Genomic DNA, 23940 nt, shown 5'->3' on the forward strand with positions numbered 1-23940 from the left:
TTCAAGAGGGAGATGCTGGCCCTGGCCTGCAGGGGCTACGGTTCGTCGTGCCACCACCCTTCCCAGGGGGTGGATGAAAGCTGTCCGCTCGGGAAAGCGCCCATGGAACCTGCCCCGCCGGCATGCGGATCTTTATCCTTCCAGCCGGAATGAAGGGAGAGTGTCAAAGTGCTCAAAAGAGTCATCATGGTGTGTCCTTCCGTTCGCTGCGTGGACCGCTGTGTCCAGGTAGGACTGAGCCTAACCGTGCAATGTTTCGCCGCAACGACGCAAGGTTTCCGGTGTGTATCAGTTACCTCACATGGCCCCTCATGTCCTGGACGGGTTCACTCCGCAAGGATCAGGTACAGCGCCCGGCGGGCTTCATCAATCTTTTCGACGGCGGCCAGACGCTGTTCGTCGGTGGCCGCGACCCGGAACTGGTGGATGACGCCCATGAGTTTGCCGACGCTCTGATGAAAGGCGGGCCCGGTTCCCTCGGGATCGGTGTTCCACGCGTTCCCCAGCTCCTCGGCATGCTCGGCTACATATGCGGTGCCGGCATCGGTGAGTGTGAATTCGGTGCGCCGGCCCTCACCGACAGGCGTGATGAGCTCTTCGTCGACGAGCTGCTGCAGCGTCGGGTACACGGAACCCGGACTCGGACGCCAGGCGCCGGACGTCTTCTCCGCGATCGTCTTGATCAGGCCGTACCCGTTGGACGGTGCTTCGGCCAAGAGCGAAAGTATGGCGGCGCGGACATCGCCCCTGTTCGCTCGGCGCGGGCCGCCCGGTCCAAAACCGGGCCCGAAGCCCGGCCCAAAGCCAGCGCCGAAACCCGCGCCGAAGCCCTTCCCGAAACCGCCGCCGTGCCCGTGGGGTCCCCGGCGGCTGCGGCCGCGCTCGAAACGTCCACGTTCCGGGCCGTTGTCTGAAAATTTGTCGTGAATGCCTCTCATGAGGGCATCCTCCTTACGCCATTTGCTGTCGCCGACCATCGGCGATACTTAACGATATATCGGTAAGTATCGCCGGTCAAGGTTTTTGACATACCGCTCGGGACGGCGTCTTGGCCCTTTTGTCGCGGCGCAGGAAATTGCGCAACCAGGGCAGGTCTGACTTGCCATTGAGCGAACGGACCGTAGACTCGGCCCATGTCACGTCGTGGGGGAACGGGGCCGTGCCGCAGTACTGCAGTGCGGGCTGTGCTCACCGTGTCGTTGGCCGGGTGTGCCTACGAGGACGCCGCCGGTACGCACACGGTCGCGGCGGCTTGCGTGGGCATCGACGAGGTCCAGATTTCACTTTCCCAGGATCCCCTGACGGGGACGGGTCTGCCGGCGCTCGTTCTGGACTGCTCAGGCGTGGTGTCACAGGTCGTGGAACTGCAGCCCGGATACGTCGGAGTCCATCTGACGCGTCAGGACCCCGGCGGCCCCTGGACCGGGGCTGTGGCCGGGATACGCATCACCGGCGAATGAGCCCGCACTGCCGGCGGCAGCGCTACATCCTGCTCTTGGTCCGGGCGGTGGCCGGCGCCGTCCACGGATCCTCCGGCCACGGATGCTTGGGGTAGCGGCCGCGCATCTCGGCCCGCACCTGCGCGTACGGCCCGGACCAGAACGACGCGAGGTCATCCGTTACCGCGAGCGGCCGCCGCGCCGGTGACAGTAGGTGGAACAGCACCGGGACCCGTCCGCCAGCCAGCCGCGGTGTTTCCGCCCAGCCGAAGCATTCCTGGAGCTTGACCGCCACCACCGGCCTGCCGTCGTCGTGCTCGGCGTCCGGATAATCGATCCTGACGCGCGAGCCGCTCGGCACCTCCAGCGTCTCCGGCGCCAGTTCTCCCAGCCGGGCGGCATCGGGCCAAGGCAGGAGCCGCCGCAGTGGATCGGTGAGGTCGATGCCGGCCGTGGCCTTCCCGCCGGCAAGCGCCTCAAGTTCGGGCGCCAGCCAGTCGTCAAGGCGGGCCAACAGCGCTTCCTCGGAAACGTCCGGCCAGGGTCCGCCCAGTTCCCGGTGCAGCAGCGCGAGACGGCGGCGCAAGGTGTCCGCCGCCGTCGACCATCCGATGGTTCCCAGCCCTTCCTTCGCCAGCGCCCGGGCCACTGCTGCGCGTCCTTCTGCGGCTGACGGCCGCACCGGCGTCGAGGAAAGCAGGATTGCACCCAACCGGCGTTCGCGCCGGGCCTTGATCCGCCCCTGGTCGAATCCAGCTTCCACGGTTTCACTCATCAGGTGCCGGGCCGCGGCCTCCGCCGTGTCAGCCGACAGCGGCGCGGCAGAACGGATGACGGCGCCGGTACCCGCGGCATCGCGGCCTTCCGCACGTGAAACCTCAGCGACCGCCAGCCATTCATGGCCTGACAGCGGGCTGCCTGCCGGAAGGCCGGCCCGGGTGCCGGACGAGAGCAGGTACCGTTCCCCCGCACCCGGGACGCGGTGCGCCACGCGGTCCGGGAAAGCGAGGCCGACGACGAACCCGACGGCCTCCTCGGCGGGCACCGGAGGAATGGCTTGGGATTTGCCGACGGCGGCACGTTCGTTGCGGACGATCGTTTCCATCCGCCGGACGTCCTCCTTCCAGCGCCGGGCCGCCGGATCGTTGCCCGAACGCAGCATGGCCAGCAGCCGGGTCAGGTCAGCGCCCGGGGCACGCTGGTCACCGGCCACGACGGCGACGGTCTCCGCCGCGGCGCGGTGGCCGACGGTTGCGGCGCCGTCGAGCAGGGCGCGGGCCAGGCGCGGGTCGGCGGGAACCCGTGCCAGGGTCTTGCCCAGCTCGGTGGCGAGGCCGTCCGGACCCACGGCACCCAGCTCGCGGAGGACCTCAACCGCCTCCGCCATTGCCGCCGCAGGCGGGGCGTCAGGCAGGGCCAGGCCCCGTCCGCCGGGTGATCCCCAGCAGGCCAGGACCAGAGCCGCTCCGGTCAGGTCAGCCACCGCGATTTCCGGGATCTGGTGGGCCGGGGCTGCCCCGAAGGTCTTCTCGTCATAGCACCGGACCACCCGGCCGGGGCCCTGGCGTGCCGCGCGTCCGGCGCGCTGCACGGCGGAGGCGCGGGAGCAGGACACAGTCACCAGGCCGGACATGCCGCGGTTCGTGTCGCGCCGAGACTCGCGGGACAGGCCGGAGTCAACGACGAGCCGGACTCCCGGGACGGTCAGGGAGGATTCGGCCAGTGCGGTGGAGACGATGATCCTTGCACGGCCGCCGGGTTCCCGCCCCGACACTGCACGGTCCTGTTCCGCCGGGCTTGCCTGGCCGTGCAGTTCCAGCACCTCTGCATCCGCCCGGCTGCGGAGGCGGGCCGCGACGTGCGACACTTCCCACGCGCCGGGCACAAAAACCAGGGCGTCCACGTCCGCGTCCTCCGCGAGGGCTTCGGCATGTGCTGCCGCAGCGGTGTCCGCCACATGGTCCAGGAACGCGCGGGTCACGCCTCGGGTGTCCAGCCGCGCGACGCCGGCCGGTGCCCACCGGGTTTCCAGGGGGAACAGCGCGGAAGGACAGTCGACGACGCGCGCCGGGCCGCCGCCGTCGTCGTTCCCCCCGTTGCCCGCCCCGAGAAGGGCGGCGAAGCGCGGTGCATCCAGTGTGGCGGACATGGCCACCAGCATGAGGTCGCCGCGCAGCTCGCGGACCTCGGCGAGCATGCCGAGGAGCAGGTCGGTCTCCAGACCGCGCTCGTGCACTTCGTCAAGGATCACGGCCTCCACAGTCTCCAGTCCCGGGTCTGAGAGCAGCCGCTGCAGCAGGATGCCGGGCGTGACGAACTCGATCATGGTGCCCGCGCCGCAGATGCGTTCGCCGCGGACCGTGTAGCCGATGCGGTCTCCGAGCCGGCTGCCCTCCAGGGCAGCCAATCGTCGTGCCGCGGACCGCGCCGCGACACGGCGCGGCTGGGTCACGACGACGCGCGGGCTGCGGCCTTTCCGTCCGGCGGTAAACGTTGCGGTATCGGACCCGGCGGATGCGATGTTGGCGAGCAACGGCGGAACGAGGGTTGTCTTGCCCGTTCCGGGAGGTGCCTGGACCACGGCAGTCCCGCCCGGCCCTCCGGAACGCAGGGCGTCAGCCAGCTCCCAGAGCGACGCGGCAAAGGCCAGTCCCGCGCCAATAGCGTCCAAAGCGAAGGGCGGGTTGGGTCCGGCGGCTGGCGGGAGGAGCGGAGAAGTCACGCCTCCATTGTGCCCACTGTCCCGGTCGAGATTGTTCCAATCGACAAACAGGAAGTGTCAGCCTGCCGGTGCGCTGACCGCAATGAACGCGCCTTGCGGGTCGCCGATCACGGCGTTGCGAAAACCCGGCGTGTTCATCGGTGCCAGAACGATGGTGCCGCCCAGGGTAACGGCGTGCTCTGCCAGGGCGTCCGCGTCGCGGACAGCGAAATTGACGCTCCAGTGCGGAGGGACTGCAACGCCGTCCGTCGCCGACACGACGGCGACGATTTCACCCGAGAGGCGCCAGAGCGCGAAGCCGGCGTCCGGCACGGAATCGAGTTCCCAGCCAAACATGGTGCCGTAGAACGACGCCGCTGCGTCGATATCCGTCGTGTGCAGCGAACTCATCGCCCATGAGTCCGGTACATCGGCCAGCACGGCATCGTCGCCCCGGCCAGGCTCCGACAGGAAAAATGGCACCCCGGTGGCATCGGCCACCACGGCAAGGGCGCCTTCCGAGCCGACGCCAAAAGGTCCGGCCAAGACTCTGCCGCCGGCTTGCTCAGCGCGGACGAGACTTGGCCCGATGGCTTCGACACGGACGTGGGTGTTCCACGAAGGTCGGGACAACGGCGGCGCCTGGCCAATCCCGGCCACCGGCTGCCCGCGGAGACGCGCCGTAAAGTAGTCGCCCCTCGAGCCCGGACGGCATCGGCGCGGGATCGTCGAAACTCCAGCCGAAGAGCGGGCCGTAAAAATCCATGGCGGCACGGGGATCCGGCTGGAAAGTGTCCACCCGGCACGGGGCGCCGACGGAACGGGTATCGCGGGCTGTCATTGGTGCACCATTCTCCTGTGGTTAGCGGACGATATTAAGCGGCTCGGTTCGTGCAGCACACGACGTCCTTTCGAGGGTAGCCCCGGTCCCATCGGCACGGTTGTTCCTGCCGGTATCGTCACACCAATCGACGCCGTAAGGCACAGCCTCGACTGCAGCAGCTCCGGCTGCTGCAGTCGAGGGGACGACAAAGGTATAGGTAAAGGCGCCGGCGTCAGTCATAGGGGCTGTGGTCTCGATAACCTTCATACCGGCAGCATCCGTGAGGGTGACCTGGATGCGGGCGCCCTTGCCGTACCGGGGATTGCAGTCAGCATCTGGCGCCTGGACGGTCACCGTGTCGCCCGCTTTGGCACTGGGCGGGGTCACCGAATATGCGGGCGGAAGGCAGGGCGGTTCGCCGTTCCCCGGGGACACACCACAACCGGACAACGAAGCGGCCACAATGGTCGCAACGGCCCCGACGCAAGCCGAAACTCGCCGGCTCACCCCGTACGGCATGGTTGCCCCCCATTCAGATTGTCGCCTGTGGCTGTGGCTGTGGCTTTAGCTGTCGCGGAGCCGGAACGACGTCGAGGAGCCAATGGTAGACCGGCTTCCTCAGGCACGCCTCCGCAGGCACCCTTGTTGCCTGGTCCGGGGCTAGGATCCCGTTATGGGGCATGCAGAGGATTTGTTCGAGGGTTCGGCCACCGACTTGCCCGAACCCGTCTCACGCGCCGGGGCCCTATACGCGGAGGGGCCGGGCCGTGCGACTGAGGTCAGGCACGTCGCAGGTTACTCCGCGTTCATCGGGTTCTGCGCCGACCATGGTGTCGGGGCGGACGAGCTCGCCGCGGACCCTGCGAGGCTCATGTGGTTCCTGCACCAATGGGCTGCCGAGATTGATAGCGACAGCGCCATGAGTGCCGCGGCAGCCGTGTTCGCCGGAAACACCATCGCGCGGCTCAGGCCGGATGCGCCGTGGACTGCGTACCAAAGCGGGTCTCCCCTCGTGGGCAACCGGCAGAGGCAGTTCGACGTCGCTCGCCTGCTCGTGGCGTTGCGAAGCGCCGACGCCGAGTCCGTCCGCGGCCTCGTGTCGGCGTTGTCGGACTGGGCTGGGGAAGAGCTGGAATCACCTTCCGTCCCACCCCCGCCGGTTCCGCCGTCCGCAGGCCAGCCGTCCTATGTCCGGCCGCTTCTGCCGACGACGGCATATTACTCACCGGACGGTGCACTGATCCCCTACGGCCGGCAATGGGGCGCCGAGGGTCCTGCCCCGGAGTCTTACAGCGTCGACAGCCATCCCGAGCGCTTCGCGGGCCTGCACGCCGTCGCGTGGGCCCTCATCGATCACCTGTCTGCCGTCTACGACGTCGACGTCGACAGGGATCCGGTCCTCGCCGGGGAGGTGCTCATGAAGGCCCGGGAGATGCTGCAGGCTGTCAGGGTCACCCCGCGCAGGGCCGATGCAGCGCCGCTGACGTTTGTGTTCACCGGATATCCGGGGGTTCTGATCCACGCCGGTGTGCTGCATGACTTCCCGTTTCCGGTGTGCGGCTGCGATGCCTGCGATGAAACGGCCGGGACCGCGGCTGACCGGATGGAGATGTTGGTGCTCACCGTGGCGGCGGGCGGCTACGGCGAACGCTATCCGGTGGGCAGCCGGAAATGGAGCGAGTACACGCTGAACGCGGTGGTCGGCTCCGGGTCTGAAAGCGGGAGCGGTGAACCCGCTCCGGTCGACGCCGTGCGCCTCCAGGACGCGGAAGGCCGGCTGCGTGTAGTGCCCGGCGGCTGGCGTCCGTGGCCGTTGCGGCCGGAACGCCTTTAGCGACGATGCCCCACCCCCTGCCAGTATCGACCGTCCTCGCTCCCGGTGCGCACAACGATGTCGGGTTGCAGAGGGGCGGGCCACAACAGAGCGATGCGACGGGCGAAGTTGGCTGAGGCGGTTCAGGGTGCCGTGTTGGTGACGGATGTTTCGATGGCAGTCCAGCCGATGGCCGTTCCTGCCGGTATGGATCCTTGAGGCTCAGTAAGGATTGCCCGTTCACCGATCAGGAGCCCTGTTGCAGCGTCGATGATGATCTCCTGACGCGTCTTGGACGGGCCCTCCTCGGTTCGTCCGATGGCTATGCCGGTGCGGCCGTCCAGATTTGCCTGTTTTTCTGTGATGGTCACGCCAGGGATCATGGCCGCGGCCTTATAGAGTGCGGCCCGCAGGTCGGCCGGCACAACACCTGTTCTGAGGAGGTCAGCTATGAACACCAGCGCTTCGCCGTCGACGGACTGGCCTTTCCCCAGAGTTTGTTTGTAGATGCTGTTCAGCAGCCGGTAGGGATCGCGGGGAAGGGCGGACATGTCCGTATGCACCCACCCGCCGGGGCCGCCATAGAAGGATCCGTTGGGTGCGCGCAGCAGCTCAGGAAAAGGCTGGTAGCCGTTCTTTTCGACGTACTCCTTGGACTTGGCGTCAAAGAATGTCGTGGGTACTCGTCCTGAGCGTAGCCAGACCCACTCATCCGAGCGATCAGCCGGAATATACAAATCGAGTTTTTCCGTGTCCAGCCACTCGTAGGTGGAACCATCTGCCTCGGTTGAGGCGCTGCTCCAGACATTGGTGCTTTTGACCCTCAAATACTGGCCCGGGTTCACGACTGGATCAGCCGTCATGATCGCCGTCTCCGCCGCATTGTTGAGGACTTCTGCGGCCTGCGCGGTTGCTCCACCACGCCAGCCGGCGAGTCCGACGACGTCTCCCGCAATCAGTGCCGCGACCGCGGCGGCGGCCGCTGTTACGAGCCATACTTGCGTTCGACGGGGACGGCGGAGCAGGTTCGGTTTCCGCCGCGCTTCCTGGACGAGGAGGTTCTGGACGCGGTTCTTCGTGTCTTCCGGGTAGGTCACTTCAGACAGGTTCATGGGAGCCTCGCTTCAACGATTGTCGTGTCGAGTTGTTCGATGGGCACTAGGTCCCGGTTCATGGCGGCCAGCTTGGCCCGTGCGCGATGCAGTCTCGATTTCACGGTCCCGGTCCGTACGCCGAGGGTCTTGGCGGCTTCTTCCTGGCCGATTCCGTTCATCAGGCACAGGACAACGACGTCCCGTTCGCCGTCGTTCAGTCCAGCGGTCGTGTCAAGCAATTCGCGGACGGCGCGTTCAGCATCGAGCCGCGAGGCGACCGCTTCCGCATGGTCCGCTTCATGTTGGCCGTGCCGGGGATCGGAGTGCGGCAGCCTGGCCAGGAAATCAGCGTGCCGCCGGGATCCCCTGGCGCGGTTGCGGTTCGCGTTCGTGGCCACCCCGAGCAGCCACGGAAGGACCGTGTCCTTCTCCGGCCTGAGCCTGTCCCGCTGCCGCCACGCCTCCAAAAAAGTGATCGAGACGAGTTCCTCTGCATCATGCCAGGATCCGCACCGGGACAGGCAGTACCGGAAGACCGCATCGGCGTGCCTGTCGAACAGAGCCCCGAAGGCATCAGCGTTGCCTGTGATGCAGTCACGCCACAGGTCTTCGTCGGTTTCCCCCATTAGCCTCATGCCTTGTAGTGTCCGCAGGACCCGAAAAGGTTCCCGATCCAATGACCACGAGCGTAGTCTTTCGAGATGACGGACCCCGGCGACTCCGACGAACCTCTGCAACAACTTCCGGCAGGCCTTCCTCGCCGATACGCCGAATACAAACCGCCACCGGCCGAGCCAGCTATTCCTCCCACCAACGTTGGTGGTTACGACGATCTACTGGCTCTCTTCCGTTCTCTCGGGAAACAGCTCCCACGCTCCAAAGAGGGCCTCGCCGCCGTCGACCACCTCATGGATGGCCACACTGACCGAGCTGCTCTGGCAAAGCTGGTCCGCGCCATTGGCATGTTCTATGGTGACCTTCTCACGCACACTGTTCCAGGCGCGCATTGGGAAGTGGTTGTGGAGGGGGACCCGTGCGTCCGCGTCACCCGGGGCACCGCCGTTTCGGTGGTTTACGTCGCCGAAAGGCGCCTAACCGTGGGGATACCAACTCTCCAGCAGAACCATGCGCACGTGTTGGAAATCGTGGCGTTAGAGGCCTGACCGAAGACTGCCCGGTGAGGGGTCGTGCGCTCAATCGCGACAACAGTGGAAGTTGAGACCACTCAGTCGAGGTCAGGTGAAAGCTTCGACCTGCCCTTTCCATTACTTACCTGAAGGTGCCTATTGCACTTCAAAGTGCATCATCCGGCGCCGGAATTGTTCCCGTTCGGGGGCGGTTGCCCATAACGGAGGGCGCCCGAATGGGGCGTCCGGTAACCAAGGTAATCAAGGAGAATCTCATGTCCATTGTCATTGCAGGAGCCACCGGCCAGCTGGGGCGCCTTGTCGTCAGGGAATTGCTGGGACGCGGCGTACCGGTAGAGCAGATCGTGGCCGCGGGGCGTTCCGCTCAGCAGCTGGCGGAACTGGCGGCTTACGGCGTCAGGACAGCGACAGTGGATTACGACGATCCGGCCACCGTTGACGCCGCCCTCGACGAAGGCGACACCCTCCTTCTCATTTCCGGCAGCGATATCCAGAACCGGTCAACCCAGCACGAAACCGTCATCGGCGCGGCTGTCCGGGCCAAGGTTGCCCACATTCTGTACACCAGCGTCCTGGCCGCTGACACCAACGAGCTCGTTCTGGCCCCTGACCACGCGAAGGCCGAGGAGGCCATCCGCGCCAGCGGCCTTCCGTTCACCTTCCTGCGCAACGGCTGGTACACGGAGAACTACGCCGCGGCCTTGCTCACGGCCCGCGAGACCGGCACGCTGCTGGCCAGCGCAGGCGAGGGACGCGTTGCCAGCGCCACCCGGGCGGACTACGCCGCAGCCATCGCCGCAGTCCTGACCACGCCCGGTCACGAAGGCCGCGTGTATGAATTGTCCGGCGACTACGCCTGGACGTTTGGGGAACTGGCGTCTGCGTTCTCGACGGTCCTGGAGCGCAACGTCAGCTACCTGCCCGTGAGTTCAGCAGAGCACGTCAGCGCCCTGGAGGCCGCCGGCCTTGACCCTGCCACGGCCGGATTCCTCGCAGCCCTGGACGGCAATATCCGGCAGGGAGCACTTGCCCTGACCACCGGAGATCTCGCACGGCTGGCCGGGCGGCCCACCACTCCCCTGGTCGACGGCCTGCGCCCACTGGCGGGCTGAGCCCGTCGGCGGGCGGGCAGGCGGATAATGGCATTCACAGCCAGCTGTTAGCGCGGTCAGGAGGGGGCCGGAATGTACCCGGTTGCACGCATCACGGTGGAGGCGCCGGTGGTCAGCGTCGGTTCCGGCCCCTCGGACTACGAGGGACTCGGCCGCTATGTCCGCGCCCTGCGCCGGCCGCGGGGACTGCACATGACCCTGCTGCACCTCGGAGTGCTCGATGACTTCTGCCAGGATGTCTCGGAGTGGACCAGGGGTATCACCAGCGCGTCGGCCGCCGCCCGCAGCACGGTTGCCTGGCTGCACGGCCTGCCTGTGCTGGAAGGTTTTTCGTGCAGCACCGAACGGCTGATCGTGCTGGGCGGCGGCAGCGTGTCTTGTCTTGAAGTCGACGTCCCGGAGCGGGTCCACGACTACCAGGTTTCACTCGTCCAGGCCCTCCATGACCTGCTGGACGGGCTGCTGGTGGACAACGTCGATGACTTCATCCTCAGCTCCCGCGCCCTCGGCTTCCGGTCTCCGCACTGGACACCGCACGTTGCCGTCGGCAGCCCGAGGGCGCGGAGCGGCAGGTCGTGGGAAGTCGAACCGCTGGCGCTCCAGTTCGGCGAGTCACGGATCAGGAACCGTCAGCTGCTCCCCGTCGTGGGGCAGTAGCGGGGCGACCTTCAATAGCTAGAACGACGGAACAGTAATCCCGAGGCCCAGCAGGCCGCGGCCCGCCTGCTCAAGGATCGGGTCCAGGGTCAACGTCGGATGGTTGAGCAGAACGTCGACGTCGCGCTGGATCCGCTGGAGCGGATTTGAAAGTCGGTGCGCGCTTCCGCCCGATCCCGCCATGATGACGCGAACCGCTTCGGCAGACGCCGTCCCGCTGAGGCCGAGCGAGAGGCGGTAGGCTGCCCGCTCGTGGTCCGTCATGGTCATGGGCCGTCGCTGATACGAGGCAGTGACCACCCGGATCGCTTCCTCCCACTGCAGGCGGGCCGTGGCAACGAGCCCGTAGGCGTGCGAGAACCGGGCCTGCGCGAGGGGGGAATCCGCCTGACGGTCCTCCAGCGTGTTCTTGACCCTGCGTACCAGAACCCGCTCACGGAACATTTCGACGGCGTGCTCGGCAGCTCCCAGGGCGGCGGCGGGCGCCACCAGGTTCAGAAGCGTCGCCATGGGGGTGTGGATGATCGGGTCCGGATGGATCCGGCTGCCCGGATTGTCCGCCGCACCCAGGAGGGCCCAGTCAAGCGTCCGGTAGGCCGGCACGAAAAGCTCCTCTGCCCGGACGTCGTTGCTGCCGGTTCCCCTCAGCCCTGCCGTGTGCCACACGTCCACAAGTTCGACGTCGGAAATCGGCACGAGGCACTGCAGGCGGACGTCCCCCTGCTGCACAGCCAGGAGGACCCACTCCGAGTGCATGACTCCCGAGGCAAAGGTCCAACGGCCCGAGATGGAGTAGCCCCCGGGAACTTTGGTGGCCTGCCCCACCGGAGCGCCGGTCGCGGCAGCCAGAGGCTCCGCTCCGTCGGCGAAGACCTCGTCCTGAACCTTGCGGGGCCAGCGGGCGAGCATCCAGACGTGCTCAATCAGGTGCCCCACCGTCCATGCCGTGGAGGGGCATCCCCGCCCGAGCCGGCGCACAACCTCGACGTACGTCTCCACTCCCATGCCGAATCCCCCGACAGCCTTCGGCGAGAGCACGCGGAAGACGCCGGCCTCCCTCAAATCCTCCATCGTGGATTCAGGTATGCGGCGGATTCGCTCGGTTTCCTCAGCGCGCTCCCGCAGGCGGGGAATCAGCGCATCAACACGGGCCAGCATTTCGTCGTGGCTGGGAACGGCTGGCTGCGCGAGGTCGAGGGTGTGCGCGGTGTGGTCCCGTTTGGCGGCCAGATACGCGTGATTGGCCGGTGAAAGGTGGACCCCGGTGGGAACCTGCTCAGTAACGCCGATGCCCAGGGCGGTGAGCTGTGCGGCCTTGTCCGGGTTGTTCGTGAGCAAACGGACGGTGGTGGCGCCGAGGGCACCCAGCATCTGGGCGGCAGCGGTGTAGTCGCGCTCGTCCTCGCCGTGCCCCAGCGCCACGTTGGCTTCGTAAGTGTCCAGGCCGGTATCCTGCAGGGCGTAGGCGTCAAGCTTGGAGTACAGGCCGATGCCGCGCCCTTCCTGACGGAGGTACAGGAGGAACCCGCCGGTGGCGCTGATCTTTTCCACCGCCTCCCGCAGCTGCGGACCGCAGTCACAGCGCTGGCTGCCGAACACGTCACCGGTCAGGCATTCGCTGTGCAGCCGGACCAGCGGCCCCGCATCCGGCAACGCCGGGTCCAGCTTTTCCGGATCCAGCAGCGCCTGCTCCCACGCGCCCAGGGCCAGCAGCAGGTGTTCCTTGCCGTCGGCCAGCCCGTGGAACGTCAGTACCTCGGCCGTGGCCATGTAGCCATCGGGAAAGCGCAACGGGACTGTGACCCTGCTGCGCACGGCAGCCGCGGATGGTGCCGTATCCGCCGGCATGAGGGTCTCGGACACAATGGTCATCTGGTGCCTCAGCATTCGATAAGGGTACAAATTACTTGAAGGTTGAAGTTAACCGTACAGGCGGTTGGTTGAACCTGCAAGTGTCGCACCCTGGCCGAAGCCATCCTGCCACGCCTTGCTGCGGGGGCGATTTAGGAGTTCTTCAGCAGCGCCACATCGGAGACGAGGTCGATGTGCTCGAGCATAGCGCTGGAAGCCGCGGCGGAGTCCTGGGCCCTGATGGCGTCGGCAATCTTGCGGTGCGACGCGAGGGACTGCTCCGGGCGGCCAGGTTGCCCGAGCGACTCGAGCCGCGTTTCGAGCACCATTCCGGCGATGAAGGTCATCAACTGCCCCAGCACTGCGGAGTGCGCGGCGGCCGTCACGGCCTGGTGGAAGAGCTCGTCGCCGTGCGCACCCCGTCCACCCGAGGCAACCTCCTCGGCCATGACGTCGAGCGCCTTGTCGATGGCCTTCATGTCGGCGTCGTTGCGCCTGGCCGCTGCCAGTTCGGCCAGCTTGACCTCGAGCGTGCTTCGCGCCTCCACGATCTCGGGCAGCCGGTTACGGTGTTCGCGCAGCCCCTTGATGACGGACGGGACGTTGGGGCGGTAGACCAGCACCGCTCCGGTGCCGTGCTGGACATCGATTACTCCGAGCACCTCAAGCGCCACCAGGGCCTGCGCCAGCGTTGCCCGGGATACCCCCAGCCGCTCGGCCAGTTCGCGCTCTGCGGGAAGGGTGTCACCCGGGCCCAGCTGGGCCGCCTCAATGAAGTCCATGAGTTGCTCCACGAGCTGCTCATAGAGCCTGGGCCGCGAAACGCGGGAAATCTGTTGCGCTGCCGCCTGCTTTGCCATCTGCGTCCTTTCGGCATGGTCCTCAACCCCAAGAGTACCGGAGAACTATTGACAGAGACACCTAGTGTCTAGGAGGCTAGGCCACTAAGCCAATTAAATCCCCAACGAACGATCCGGAGGAACAACGATGTCCGCTCCTGTCCTGTCCATCATCATCCTGGCGGTGATGTTCCTGCTAGCCACGGTGCTCCCGCTCAACATGGGCGCCCTGGCGTTTGTCGGGGCATTCCTGCTGGGCTCGGTTGTCCTGGGGATGTCCACCAACGACATCCTCGCCAACTTTCCAGGAGGGCTTTTCCTGACCATCGTCGGGGTCACCTACCTGTTCGCCATCGCGCAGAACAACGGCACCATCGATCTCATGGTCCGGGGCGCCGTGCGGCTGGTTGGCAGCAAGGTGGCCCTGATCCCGTGGATCATGTTCGCCATCACCGCCGTCATCACGGCCGTGGGCGCACTCTCGCCCGCCGCCGTCGCCATCATCGCCCCGATCGCGCTCAGCTTCGCGGCCAGGCACAAGATCAACCCGCTCATGATGGGCATGATGGTGATCCACGGGGCACAGGCCGGCGGCTTCTCCCCCATCGCCGTCTACGGTGTCACTGTCAACGGCATCATTGCCAAGACGGAACTGGAAGCCAGCCCCATGGCAATCTTCCTGGCGAGCTTCGTCTTCAACCTGGCTATTGCACTGGTGCTGTTCCTCGTTCTCGGCGGAAACAGGATCGGGTCCTCCGCAGGAAGCCGGTTCGTGGAGCAGGCTGCCGAAAAGCGCATGGCCATGAGCGTGGGAGCCCGGACCGCCGGCGTGACCCTGCAGGGCTCGGGCACCGACATTTCCTCCGCCCGCGTCGCCTCGAAGGGCACATCAGGCAGCTCGCCGGAAGGCAGCAAAGACGGTTCGCCCGGGGCCGGGGCAGAGCTGGCCGGCACTCCCCGCGCCTCCGTTCCACAGCTGGTCACCATTCTTGGCCTGATCGCCCTGGCCGTGGTTTCGCTGGGGTTCAAGGTGGACGTCGGCTTCGTCTCCATCACCATCGCCATGGTCCTGGCCTTGGTCTCCCCGGCCGCCCAGAAAGGCGCCGTCAACAAGATCAGCTGGTCCACTGTCCTGCTCCTCTGCGGCATGCTCACCTTCGTGGGCGTCCTGGAGGAAGCCGGCACCATCAAATTCGTGTCCGACGGCGTGGCCCAACTGGGCATGCCGCTGCTTGCGGCCCTGCTGATCTGCTACATCGGCGCCGTGGTCTCGGCCTTCGCCTCGTCCACCGCCATCCTGGCGGCCCTCATTCCCCTCGCAGTGCCGTTCTTGGCTTCCGGGGAGATCGGCGCCGTCGGGGTCATTGCCGCCCTCGCCGTGGCCTCCACGATCGTTGACGTCTCCCCGTTCTCCACGAACGGCGCACTGGTGCTGGCCAACGCGCCCGAAGACGTGGACAAGGACAAGTTCTACAAGCAGATCCTGGCCTACAGCGGGATCGTCGTCGTGGCGGGACCCGCCATCGCCTGGCTGGTGATGGTGGTCCCGGGCTGGCTGTAATCGCCCGGACATCCAGCAGGCCTCAACCCAGATATCCATGAGCAACAGAAGGAACCCCATGCAGAGCACTGAATCCACGCCCCGGACCGACGGGCCCCTGGCGGGCTACCTCGTGGTGGACCTGAGCCGAGCCTTGGCGGGCCCGCACGCAGGCATGATGCTGGCTGACCTCGGCGCCCGGGTCATCAAGGTGGAAAACCCCGGCACCGGAGACGACACCCGCGGCTGGGGTCCCCCCTTTGTAGGTCCCGACGACGACCCGCAGGCGACGTACTTCCTGTCCTGCAACCGCAACAAGGAGTCCATCGCCTTGGACCTGAAGAACGACGACGGGCGGACAGTGCTGCGCGAACTGCTGGAACGCGCCGACGTCGTCATCGAGAACTTCCGCCCCGGCGTGCTGGACCGGCTGGGCTTCTCCGCCGCGGAAATGCACGCCCTGAACCCGGCACTGGTGATCCTGTCCATCACCGGCTTCGGGCATGACGGGCCGGAATCCCGGCGCAGCGGCTACGACCAGATCCTGCAGGGCGAGACCGGGCTGATGTCCCTCACCGGCTCCGGACCGGACGACCCCCAGCGGGTGGGCGTTCCGATCGCTGATCTCCTGTCCGGCATGTACGGCGCGTTCGGCACCCTGGCGGCCTTGCTGCAGCGCGAACGGACCGGGCAGGGACAGATCGTGCGCACCTCACTGCTCGCGGCCCTTATCGGGGTGCACGCCTTCCAAGGCACCAGGGCTACAGTCGCCGGTGAAATTCCGAAGGCCCAGGGCAACCACCACCCCTCCATCGCTCCCTACGGACTGTTCCACTGCCGGCAGGGCCGCGTCCAGATCAGCGTGGGCAGCGAAAAGCTGTGGAACACGTTCGCTTCCACCTTCGGAATCGACGGCTCGCGGCCCGAGTTCGCCAGCAACGCGGACCGGGTGCGCAACCGCGAGAAGGTCATCGAGGAAGTGGAGAACGCGTTCTCCGATTACGGGGCCGAGGAGCTGCTCACCAAACTCAACGACGCCGGCATCCCGGCCGGCAAGGTCCGCACCCTGGACGAGGTCTACGCCTGGGAGCAGGTCCATTCGCAGGGTCTGGTGATCGACGTCGAGCACAAGCTCCTGGGCACCGTAAGCCTGCCCGGTCCGCCGCTGCGGTTCTTCAGCGCTGCCGACACCGCTGAAACGACCCTCACTACCCACACGGCCCCGCCGCTGCTCGACCAGGACGGCGATCAGATCCGGCAGTGGCTGGGACTGGACGCCGGCGCGAAGCAGGAGGGGCGGTGACCATGCTGACAGAACAGAAAGCCAGGCACCTGGACGCCGCCGGACTCATCGCGGCCGTGCTGGACGCGGGTTCCTACCGGAGCTGGGACGCGCCGGTTGTTGACCCCGATCCCGGCCCCGAGTACCGGGAGGAACTGGCAGCTGCCCGCGCCAAGACAGGCGTGGACGAGTCCGTCCTCACCGGCGAAGGCCGCATCCGGGGCCGGCGCGTAGCCGTGATCGTCAGCGAGTTCCGATTCCTCGCCGGTTCCATCGGCCTCGCCGCCGCTGAACGCATCGTCACCGCCGTCGAACGGGCCACGCGTGAGGGACTGCCGCTTCTGGCGGGACCTGCGTCCGGCGGCACGCGCATGCAGGAAGGCACCATCGCCTTCCTGTCCATGGTGAAAATCAGCGCGGCCGTCCGCGCCCACCGCCAGGCCGGGCTGCCCTACCTCGTGTACCTGCGGCACCCCACCACGGGAGGGGTCATGGCGTCCTGGGGATCGCTCGGCCACATTACCGTGGCCGAGCCCGGGGCCCTGCTCGGCTTCCTCGGGCCGCGGGTCTATGAGGCCCTCTACGGTGCGCCGTTTCCGGAGAACGTCCAGGTGGCCGAGAACCTGTTCGACAAGGGCCTGGTCGATGCGGTGGTCCCGCCCTGGCAACTGTCCGACGTCGTGGACCGCGCCCTGAGCATGGTGGTCCCGGGCGCGCACCCGCGGCCTGCGCCGCCCCGCACGCTCGCCGTCAAAGCGTCCGACGCCGGTGCCTGGGAATCGATCGAAATCTCCCGGAACCCGCGCCGTCCGGACCTCCGCCAGTTGCTCGCCTACGGCGCCCGCGATGTGCTGCCCCTCAACGGCACCGGGCAGGGGGAAAAGGACCCCGGGCTGCAGCTTGCCCTGGCGCGATTCGGCCAGGAATCCTGCGTGGTCATCGGCCACACCCGGCCCAGGCCCTCCCAGCAGACGGCGATGGGACCGGCGTCGCTCCGGGAAGCCCGCCGCGGCATGCGCCTGGCCGAGGAACTGGGGCTGCCGCTGTTGACAGTCATTGACACAGGCGGCGCGGCGCTGTCGAAGGAGGCCGAGGAAGGCGGGCTGGCCGGGGAGATTGCCCGGTCACTGCATGACATGATCGGGCTGAACTCCCCCACCGTTTCAGTCCTGCTCGGCCAAGGGGCGGGAGGCGGGGCGTTGGCACTTCTGCCCGCAGACCGCACCATCGCCGCCCAGCACGCGTGGCTGTCCCCGCTGCCGCCCGAAGGCGCCAGCGCCATCGTCCATCGGAGCACCGATTTCGCCCCGGCCATGTCCGCAGCGCAGGGCGTCAACGTTGCAGCCCTCTACACCAACGCCCTGGTGGAACACATCGTGGACGAACGCGGCAACGCAGCACACGGGGACGCGGCCTCGGAAGCACGAGCATTCTGCCAGCGCATGGGACAGGCCATCGAATACGAGCTCGCCACCTTGTCGGCCACCGGGATTGGCGAGCTGCTGACGCGGCGGCAGGCAAAGTACCGGAACCTGGGCAGCATCATCGCCGGGTGATTCCCGACCGGTGGAAATCGGTCTGCCACACATCGATGTCCCGTCCGTCTCCGTCGGTGACGACGTATTCGGGCCAGCGGTCGAAGGCGGAGCAGGGATGGGAGATGCCGAAGTCCACCAGGTCTGTGACGTCCAGGCCCGTCACGCCAGTGAGGACTGCGTGGTGGTCGTAGAGGTTGCGCACCACAGCGGTTGCCCCGTCCCTCGGGGCACCGTCAGCGGTTTGGACAGCCAGGACCACCGGCAGCCCGGCGTCGTAAGGCAGGTCCCGTTTGCCGGCACCGACGACGGCGATCCCCTCCTCGGGGGTGGAGAGCACCACGGCGCGGATGGTCAGCGCGGGCATCAGTCCCAACACCGGGCTGACACCGGCGTAGGTGCCGTGATCGTGGGTGACGTAGCAGCCCGACCGGAGGATCCGCCTTGTTCCGGGCACCTGGCCGGCGTCCGGGAGGAATTCCACCACACGGTCCGGAAATGCCGATCCACCCATGGAGTAGACGGGGGCGGACGTTTCGAAGAATGGGGCGACTTCCAGGAACACCTGCCGTACGAGCCGGCAGTGCCGGTCAACCGCCGTGACGGTGTCCTCCGCACGACTGTTGGGCACCACGCCCTCGTAGCCGGCCACTCCAACGAGCCTCAGGCCGGCCGCGGCGCGGACCAGCCCGGCGAGGCGGACAGCCTCCTGAAGGGTGCGGACCCCCGTGCGCCCGCCGGGAGTCCCGACGTCGAGCATCACCTCCAGCGGAACGCCGCCATCGGCGGTGAACACCTGTGCCGCGGCGTTGATGCCCGCCTCGGAGTCCACGAAGCAGCGGATCTCACGCGCGGAATCATCGTCCAGCCAGATCCGGATGCGTGTGAGGCCGTCCCGGTCGACCACCTCATTGGCGATGAGGACATGTTGGTGCCCCCAGCCCAGGGCGGCAGCCACCTGGTCCACGGTGGCAACCGTAACGCCGACTGCTCCGGCCGCCACCTGGCGGCTGATGATCGGCGCGGACATGGTTGTTTTGACGTGCGGTGCAAGATCGACCTGGTGTTCCCGGCACCAGGACGCCATGACACGGATATTGTTTTCGAGGGCACCGGCATTGAGCCTGAGCTGCGGATAGGGCATGGTCGATTGTCACGGGCGTAGGCTGTCAGGACCAAATTCGCGAAAGGGCCGGAGTGGACACACGAAAGCTGAAGTATTTCCTGGCCGTTGTTGACCATGACGGTTTCAACCGGGCGGCAGAGCACCTCCTGATCGCCCAGCCCTCGCTGTCCCAGACCATCGCGGGACTGGAGAAGGACCTCGGCGTGCCGCTCTTCCACCGGATCGGCCGCAGGGCGGTGCTCAGCGAGGCCGGCAAGGAACTCGTCGGACCGGCACGCCTGGTAATGCGGGACCTCGATGCCGCCCAGTCCGCGGTGCAAGCGTTGCGGGGCGTGCGCAGCGGCAGGCTGGACATCATCACCATGCCCTCCCCCGGCATCGAACCCCTGACCTCGATGATCGCCCGCTTTACCAGGCTGCACCCCTCCGTCCGGCTCAACGTCAGCGCCGCGTTCACACCCGAGGGGGTCATCGAATCGGTCCGAACCGGCAGCACCGAAATCGGACTGGCCGGTTCCTCAACGCCAATCCGGGTCCCGGGGGTGCAGGTCCTGGAGCTCGAACGCCAGCCACTGATCCTGATCGTGAACCCGCAGTCCGACACGTTCAACCCGGGAACGGCGATCCAGCGGGAGGACCTGGGCGGGCACCGCCTGATCGCCAGCCAGCGCGGATCGCTGATGCGCTGGCTGGTGGACGACGCGCTGGCGCACGGCGTTAACGTGGAGATCGTCGTCGAGGTGGCCCACCGGACCTCGATCCTGCCGCTGGTACTTGCCGGAGTGGGCCATGCGGTGATGCCCTCGTCCTGGGCGCCGACGGCCCACAAGGCCGGACTGCGGACCCTGCTCATCGAGCCTGTCTCCCACCTCGATGTTGCCATCCTGAGCCGGAAGGAAGACCTGACGCCCGCCGCCCGCGCTTTCCTGAAGGTCGCGGAGTTGCACGCCGATCAATAGGCTGAGCCTATTTGCCGTATCGAATCTTGGTCTTGGACGCCCAATGTGCCCAGGCCTTCTACTTGAAGAGGAAGGCAGTGTGACGCTGCTAACAGACTCAACGAGGAGGTAGGCACATGAGCGCCACCCAGAAATTCAGCATCGCTTCAATCCCCGCAGACGGAGTCGGCAAGGAAGTTGTCTCCGCCGGCCGCCGCGTCCTGGACGCCTTGGCAGCCAGCTCCAACGGCAAGTTCGCCTTCGAATGGACCGAGTTCCCCTGGGGCTGCGGCTACTACGAAAAGACCGGCCAGATGATGGACCCCAAAGGCCTGGAAGCCCTCAAAGACTTCGATGCCATCTACTTCGGCGCCGTGGGTTGGGAGAACGTTCCGGACCACATCAGCCTCTGGGGCCTGCGCCTGAACATCACCCAGAACTTTGACCAGTGGGCCAACATCCGCCCGGTGAAGTTCCTGCCGGGCATCCAGTCCCCGCTCCGCAAGGCCGACAACACTGAACTCGACTGGATCGTCGTCCGCGAGAACAGCGAAGGCGAATACGCCGGCCTCGGCGGACGCAACCTCAGCGGCCGCGGCCCCGGCAACGAGGTGGCCCTGCAGACTGCCCTGTTCACCGAAAAGGGCTGCGAGCGCATCATGCGCTTCGCCTTTGACCTCGCCCGGACCCGCACGGTCAAGAAGGTCTCCTCTGTCACCAAGTCCAATGCACAGCAGTACGGCATGGTCCTCTGGGACGAAACCTTCCAGCGCGTGGCCCTGGACTACCCGGACGTGGCCACCGAAAGTGTCTTGGTCGATGCCATGAGCGCCAAGTTCATCCTGCACCCCGAGGACCTCTCCGTCGTGGTCGCATCGAACCTGAACGCTGACATCCTCTCGGACCTCGGCTCGGCACTCGCGGGCAGCCTGGGACTGGCGGCCAGCGCGAACCTGAACCCGGAGCGCCGCTTCCCGTCCATGTTCGAACCGGTCCACGGTTCCGCACCGGACATTGCCGGCAAGGGCATCAGCAACCCGATCGGCGCAATTGCCAGTGCCGCCCTGATGCTGGACCACTTCGGCCTGCATGAGGAAGCCCGTCTGGTCGAAGCCGCCATTGAGCAGACCACGGCCGCCGGACACCTGACCCGCGACGTCGGCGGCGACGCCAACACCGACGACGTCACCGAGGCAATCATCGAAGCCCTCACCCACACCCTGGCTGCCGTCTAGCCAGAACGCGCGACCAGCCGGCCCAGTCCCGGCGGTCAAACACGGCCCGGAATGGACGGCGGTTCAACACACCGCCGCCGTCCATTCCGTCGTGCCCCCAACATCAAGCACCCTCCAGCTACATTCCACAACGAGGTAGGAATCATGGAACACATCACCACCGCCGGCGCTGCGGCCCCAGCCAAGAAGCAGTCAGCGAAGGAAAAGCCACAAAAGACCCGCTGGTACCGGCAGCTGTACTTCTGGGTACTGACAGCCATCCTCATCGGCATCCTCGTCGGCTGGCTCGCACCCACCGTCGGCATCGCCATGGAACCCATCGGCACCACCTTCGTGAACTCGATGAAGATGCTCATCGGCCCGATCGTGTTCCTGACCATCGTCGGCGGCATCGCCAGCGTCGCGGACCTCAAAAAAGTCGGCATGACAGGGCTGAAGGCCCTCACGTACTTCCAGGTCGGCACCATCTTCGCGATGATCTTCGGCCTGGTCGCCATCAACATCTTCCGGCTCGGCGACGGCGTCAACGCGGACGCCAGCAGCATCAAGACCTCGGACTCCGCAGCCAAACTCATCGACGCCGGCGCCCACCAGGAATGGTGGCAGTTCCTCACCCACATCATTCCCAACAGCATCATCGGGCCCTTCGTTGAAGGCGACATCCTCCAGATCATCTTCATCGCCGTCGTCTTCGGCATCGCCCTGAACGCCATGGGCAAGGTCGGCGCCCCGGTCCTGGACGGCGTGCAGCGCCTGACCGGGGTCATGTTCAAGATCCTGGGCTTCATCATGAAAGCCGCCCCGATCGGAGCCTTCGGTGCGATGGCCTACGCCGTGGGTAAGTACGGCGTCTCCTCCCTGACCAGCATGGGCGGCCTGATCGCCCTCTTCTACGTCACGTCCATCCTTTTCGTGGTCGTGATTCTGGGATCCGTCATGGCCTTCCTGAAGCTGAACATCTTCACGATGATCCGCCACCTCAAAGAGGAATACATGCTCATCCTGGGCACCTCCACCGCCGAACCGGCCCTCCCGGGACTGATGCGCAAGCTCGAGCACGCCGGCGTCAAGAAGGAAACGGTCGGGCTGGTTGTCCCCACCGGCTACAGCTTCAACCTCGACGGCGCCGCGATCTACCTCTCCCTCGCCGCCCTCTACATCGCCCAGGCCACCAACACCGACCTGACCATCGGCCAGCAGCTCGGGCTCCTTGCAGTCATGCTGCTGACCTCCAAGGGCGCGGCGGGCGTCGCCGGTGGCGGCTTCATCGCCCTGACCGCCACCCTCACCACCATCGGCACCATCCCGGCGGCCGGCATCATGCTCATCTTCGGCATCGACAAGTTCATGTCCGAATGCCGGGCCCTCGTGAACTTCACCGGCAACGCCGTCGCCACCCTCTTCATCGCCTGGTGGGACCGTACCCTGGATGCGGACCGCGCCCGCCGGGTCTTCGCCGGCGAAACCGTTGAGCCTATGCCCGCCGAGGACCCCATCCACCTCGATGAAGTCACGGACCTCGACGACGACCTCACCGAATACGGCCACCATGCGCCCAGGCACACTGGCGACGTGAACGCCGCCGACGTGAATGCTGCCGACCGCCGTCCCGCCTACTCGGAATCCATCTGACATGACCAACGCAACCGCCCCGAAGACCGTGCGAACGCTTATCGCTCCCGACAAGTTCAAAGGCAGCCTCACTGCCGGCGAGGTGGCCGACGCCCTGGCGGCCGGGCTGCGTGCCTCGGCCGGGGCGGGGGTTGGGACGGTCCACTGCGAACTGCTCCCGCTGGCTGACGGAGGTGACGGCAGTGTCGACGCCGCCGTCGCCTCCGGCTTCACCCGGCGCCAGTACACGGTGGCGGGGCCCACCGGCCAGCACGTTCCGGCCAGCATCGCGTTCGACGGCGTCACCGCCGTCGTCGAGGTCGCCAACACCTGCGGCCTCGGGCTCCTGCCCGGCGGCAGGCTGGAGCCGCTGGATGCTTCCAGTAGGGGCTTCGGCGAAGCAATCCTGTTTGCCCTCAGCCTGAACCCGGCCAGAATCGTGCTGGCCCTTGGCGGGAGCGCCAGCACCGACGGCGGCATGGGAATGCTCACTGCCCTCGGATTCAGCTTCCGTGACGCGGAGGGCCGGCTGCTTTACGGCAGCGGCCGGGCGCTGGACCGCATCCATTCCGTCCACCGGACCGCACTCCCCGAACTGGCGGACACCGAGCTCATCGTCGCCAGCGATGTCCACAATCCGTTGCTCGGCGCCCAGGGCACGCCGGCAGTCTTCGGCCCCCAGAAGGGTGCCGGACCTGACGACGTCGCTTTGCTCGACAAGGGCCTGGCGCACTTCGTCCGCAAGATGGCCGACGCCGGATTCGAGGACGCCGCGTCCCAGGCCACGCATGAAGGGGCCGGAAGTGCCGGAGGAATCGGCTACGCCTGCCTGCTGCTGGGAGCCAAGCAGGTGTCCGGGGCGGACTACTTCCTGGATCTGCTGGACTTCAACTCCCGCAAGGAGCACTGCGACGTCGTCATCACCGGCGAGGGAAGCATCGACGAACAGACCCTGGCCGGGAAGCTGCCCGCCGCCGTCGCCCGCCGCTCGGGAACCCGGCCGATCATCGCCGTCGCAGGACGCTCGCTCCTCCCGCCGGAGCGGTGGCCGGAAATGGCCCTGGCCCGGGTCTACACGCTGGCCGACTACACCGACCAGGACTCTTCGAAGGACCCCGGGCTTTCGGCAGCGCTGCTCCGCCGGATCGGACAGGACATCGGCGCGACGCTGCTGTAACGCCGTTCCGACCGGTGCC

Annotated in this window: 20 protein-coding genes; 12 read left to right on the forward strand and 8 right to left on the reverse strand. The window is 66.8% G+C overall.

Features of this window, described 5'->3' with window-relative positions:
* Window positions 1–326 precede the first annotated feature (326 nt).
* Window positions 327–938 (reverse strand): PadR family transcriptional regulator, encoded by a 612-nt coding sequence (locus tag ASF98_RS20580; RefSeq protein ID WP_055806061.1) that lies wholly within the window; start codon window positions 936–938, stop codon window positions 327–329.
* Between the two features lie 195 nt (window positions 939–1133).
* Between ASF98_RS20580 and ASF98_RS20585 the strand changes: the two genes are divergently transcribed.
* On the forward strand, window positions 1134–1460 hold the full coding sequence (locus ASF98_RS20585; protein WP_156372490.1) for a hypothetical protein: 327 nt from the start codon (window positions 1134–1136) through the stop codon (window positions 1458–1460).
* A gap of 22 nt (window positions 1461–1482) precedes the next feature.
* Here ASF98_RS20585 and hrpB read toward each other — a convergent pair whose 3' ends face one another.
* Both hrpB and ASF98_RS24940 read right to left on the reverse strand, forming a co-directional pair.
* Window positions 1483–4161 carry an ATP-dependent helicase HrpB gene (gene hrpB, locus ASF98_RS20590; RefSeq protein WP_055806066.1) on the reverse strand — a complete coding sequence of 893 codons (2679 nt, stop codon included), beginning with the start codon at window positions 4159–4161 and terminating at the stop codon, window positions 1483–1485.
* Between the two features lie 57 nt (window positions 4162–4218).
* Window positions 4219–4686: a VOC family protein gene (locus ASF98_RS24940; protein ID WP_235506099.1), complete on the reverse strand. Its 468-nt coding sequence runs from the start codon at window positions 4684–4686 to the stop codon at window positions 4219–4221.
* A 950-nt stretch (window positions 4687–5636) separates the two neighbouring features.
* Here ASF98_RS24940 and ASF98_RS20600 point away from each other — a divergent pair.
* Window positions 5637–6797 (forward strand): DUF6226 family protein, encoded by a 1161-nt coding sequence (locus ASF98_RS20600; RefSeq protein WP_055806069.1) that lies wholly within the window; start codon window positions 5637–5639, stop codon window positions 6795–6797.
* Between the two features lie 122 nt (window positions 6798–6919).
* Here ASF98_RS20600 and ASF98_RS20605 read toward each other — a convergent pair whose 3' ends face one another.
* Both ASF98_RS20605 and ASF98_RS20610 read right to left on the reverse strand, forming a co-directional pair.
* Entirely contained in the window at window positions 6920–7888 is a 969-nt protein-coding gene (locus tag ASF98_RS20605; protein WP_055806072.1) for a CU044_5270 family protein, read from the reverse strand.
* Window positions 7885–8496, reverse strand: a complete 612-nt coding sequence (locus ASF98_RS20610) for an RNA polymerase sigma factor (RefSeq protein WP_055806081.1) — start codon at window positions 8494–8496, stop codon at window positions 7885–7887. The genes ASF98_RS20605 and ASF98_RS20610 overlap by 4 nt, the downstream gene beginning before the upstream one ends.
* 75 nt (window positions 8497–8571) lie before the next feature.
* On the opposite strand from ASF98_RS20610, the gene ASF98_RS24325 reads away from it, so the two are divergent.
* From ASF98_RS24325 to ASF98_RS20620, 3 genes are all read left to right on the forward strand, one after another.
* A complete protein-coding gene (locus ASF98_RS24325; protein ID WP_156372491.1) occupies window positions 8572–9033 on the forward strand; it encodes a DUF6278 family protein in 462 nt (153 codons plus the stop codon).
* Between the two features lie 239 nt (window positions 9034–9272).
* The gene (locus tag ASF98_RS20615; protein WP_055806085.1) at window positions 9273–10130 is read left to right on the forward strand and encodes an SDR family oxidoreductase; all 858 of its coding nucleotides are present in this window, start codon (window positions 9273–9275) and stop codon (window positions 10128–10130) included.
* 72 nt (window positions 10131–10202) lie between these two features.
* The gene (locus tag ASF98_RS20620; protein ID WP_055806088.1) at window positions 10203–10787 is read left to right on the forward strand and encodes a hypothetical protein; all 585 of its coding nucleotides are present in this window, start codon (window positions 10203–10205) and stop codon (window positions 10785–10787) included.
* Window positions 10788–10805: 18 nt separating this feature from the next.
* Here the strand turns inward: ASF98_RS20620 and ribA are convergent, their stop codons facing one another.
* Together ribA and ASF98_RS20630 are read right to left on the reverse strand one after the other, a co-directional pair.
* Entirely contained in the window at window positions 10806–12674 is a 1869-nt protein-coding gene (gene ribA, locus ASF98_RS25095; protein ID WP_326950863.1) for a GTP cyclohydrolase II RibA, read from the reverse strand.
* Between the two features lie 116 nt (window positions 12675–12790).
* Window positions 12791–13498, reverse strand: a complete 708-nt coding sequence (locus tag ASF98_RS20630; protein ID WP_055806093.1) for a FadR/GntR family transcriptional regulator — start codon at window positions 13496–13498, stop codon at window positions 12791–12793.
* A 127-nt stretch (window positions 13499–13625) separates the two neighbouring features.
* Between ASF98_RS20630 and ASF98_RS20635 the strand changes: the two genes are divergently transcribed.
* Genes ASF98_RS20635 through ASF98_RS20645 form a run of 3 tightly spaced genes read left to right on the forward strand, consistent with a single transcriptional unit; the run spans window position 13626 to window position 17855 of the window.
* Complete coding sequence (locus tag ASF98_RS20635) at window positions 13626–15038, forward strand: SLC13 family permease (RefSeq protein WP_055806096.1); 1413 nt, start codon at window positions 13626–13628, stop codon at window positions 15036–15038.
* 58 nt (window positions 15039–15096) lie between these two features.
* The gene (locus tag ASF98_RS20640) at window positions 15097–16320 is read left to right on the forward strand and encodes a CaiB/BaiF CoA transferase family protein (protein WP_055806098.1); all 1224 of its coding nucleotides are present in this window, start codon (window positions 15097–15099) and stop codon (window positions 16318–16320) included.
* Between the two features lie 2 nt (window positions 16321–16322).
* Window positions 16323–17855, forward strand: a complete 1533-nt coding sequence (locus ASF98_RS20645; protein ID WP_055806661.1) for a carboxyl transferase domain-containing protein — start codon at window positions 16323–16325, stop codon at window positions 17853–17855.
* Here ASF98_RS20645 and ASF98_RS20650 read toward each other — a convergent pair.
* Entirely contained in the window at window positions 17842–18978 is a 1137-nt protein-coding gene (locus ASF98_RS20650; protein WP_055806100.1) for an alanine racemase, read from the reverse strand. The genes ASF98_RS20645 and ASF98_RS20650 overlap by 14 nt on opposite strands.
* Before the next feature lie 53 nt (window positions 18979–19031).
* Between ASF98_RS20650 and ASF98_RS20655 the strand changes: the two genes are divergently transcribed.
* The 4 genes from ASF98_RS20655 to ASF98_RS20670 all read left to right on the forward strand — a co-directional run bounded on the left by ASF98_RS20655 (window position 19032) and on the right by ASF98_RS20670 (window position 23921).
* Window positions 19032–19919: a LysR family transcriptional regulator gene (locus ASF98_RS20655; protein WP_055806103.1), complete on the forward strand. Its 888-nt coding sequence runs from the start codon at window positions 19032–19034 to the stop codon at window positions 19917–19919.
* A 116-nt stretch (window positions 19920–20035) separates the two neighbouring features.
* Window positions 20036–21133, forward strand: a complete 1098-nt coding sequence (locus tag ASF98_RS20660; protein WP_055806106.1) for a tartrate dehydrogenase — start codon at window positions 20036–20038, stop codon at window positions 21131–21133.
* Between the two features lie 144 nt (window positions 21134–21277).
* Window positions 21278–22765, forward strand: coding sequence for a C4-dicarboxylate transporter DctA (dctA, locus tag ASF98_RS20665; RefSeq protein WP_055806109.1), 1488 nt, complete (start codon window positions 21278–21280; stop codon window positions 22763–22765).
* 1 nt (window position 22766) lies between these two features.
* Window positions 22767–23921, forward strand: a complete 1155-nt coding sequence (locus tag ASF98_RS20670; RefSeq protein ID WP_082506979.1) for a glycerate kinase — start codon at window positions 22767–22769, stop codon at window positions 23919–23921.
* Window positions 23922–23940: the final 19 nt, after the last annotated feature.

It is taken from the genome of Arthrobacter sp. Leaf337 (assembly GCF_001423745.1).
Lineage (GTDB): Bacteria > Actinomycetota > Actinomycetes > Actinomycetales > Micrococcaceae > Arthrobacter.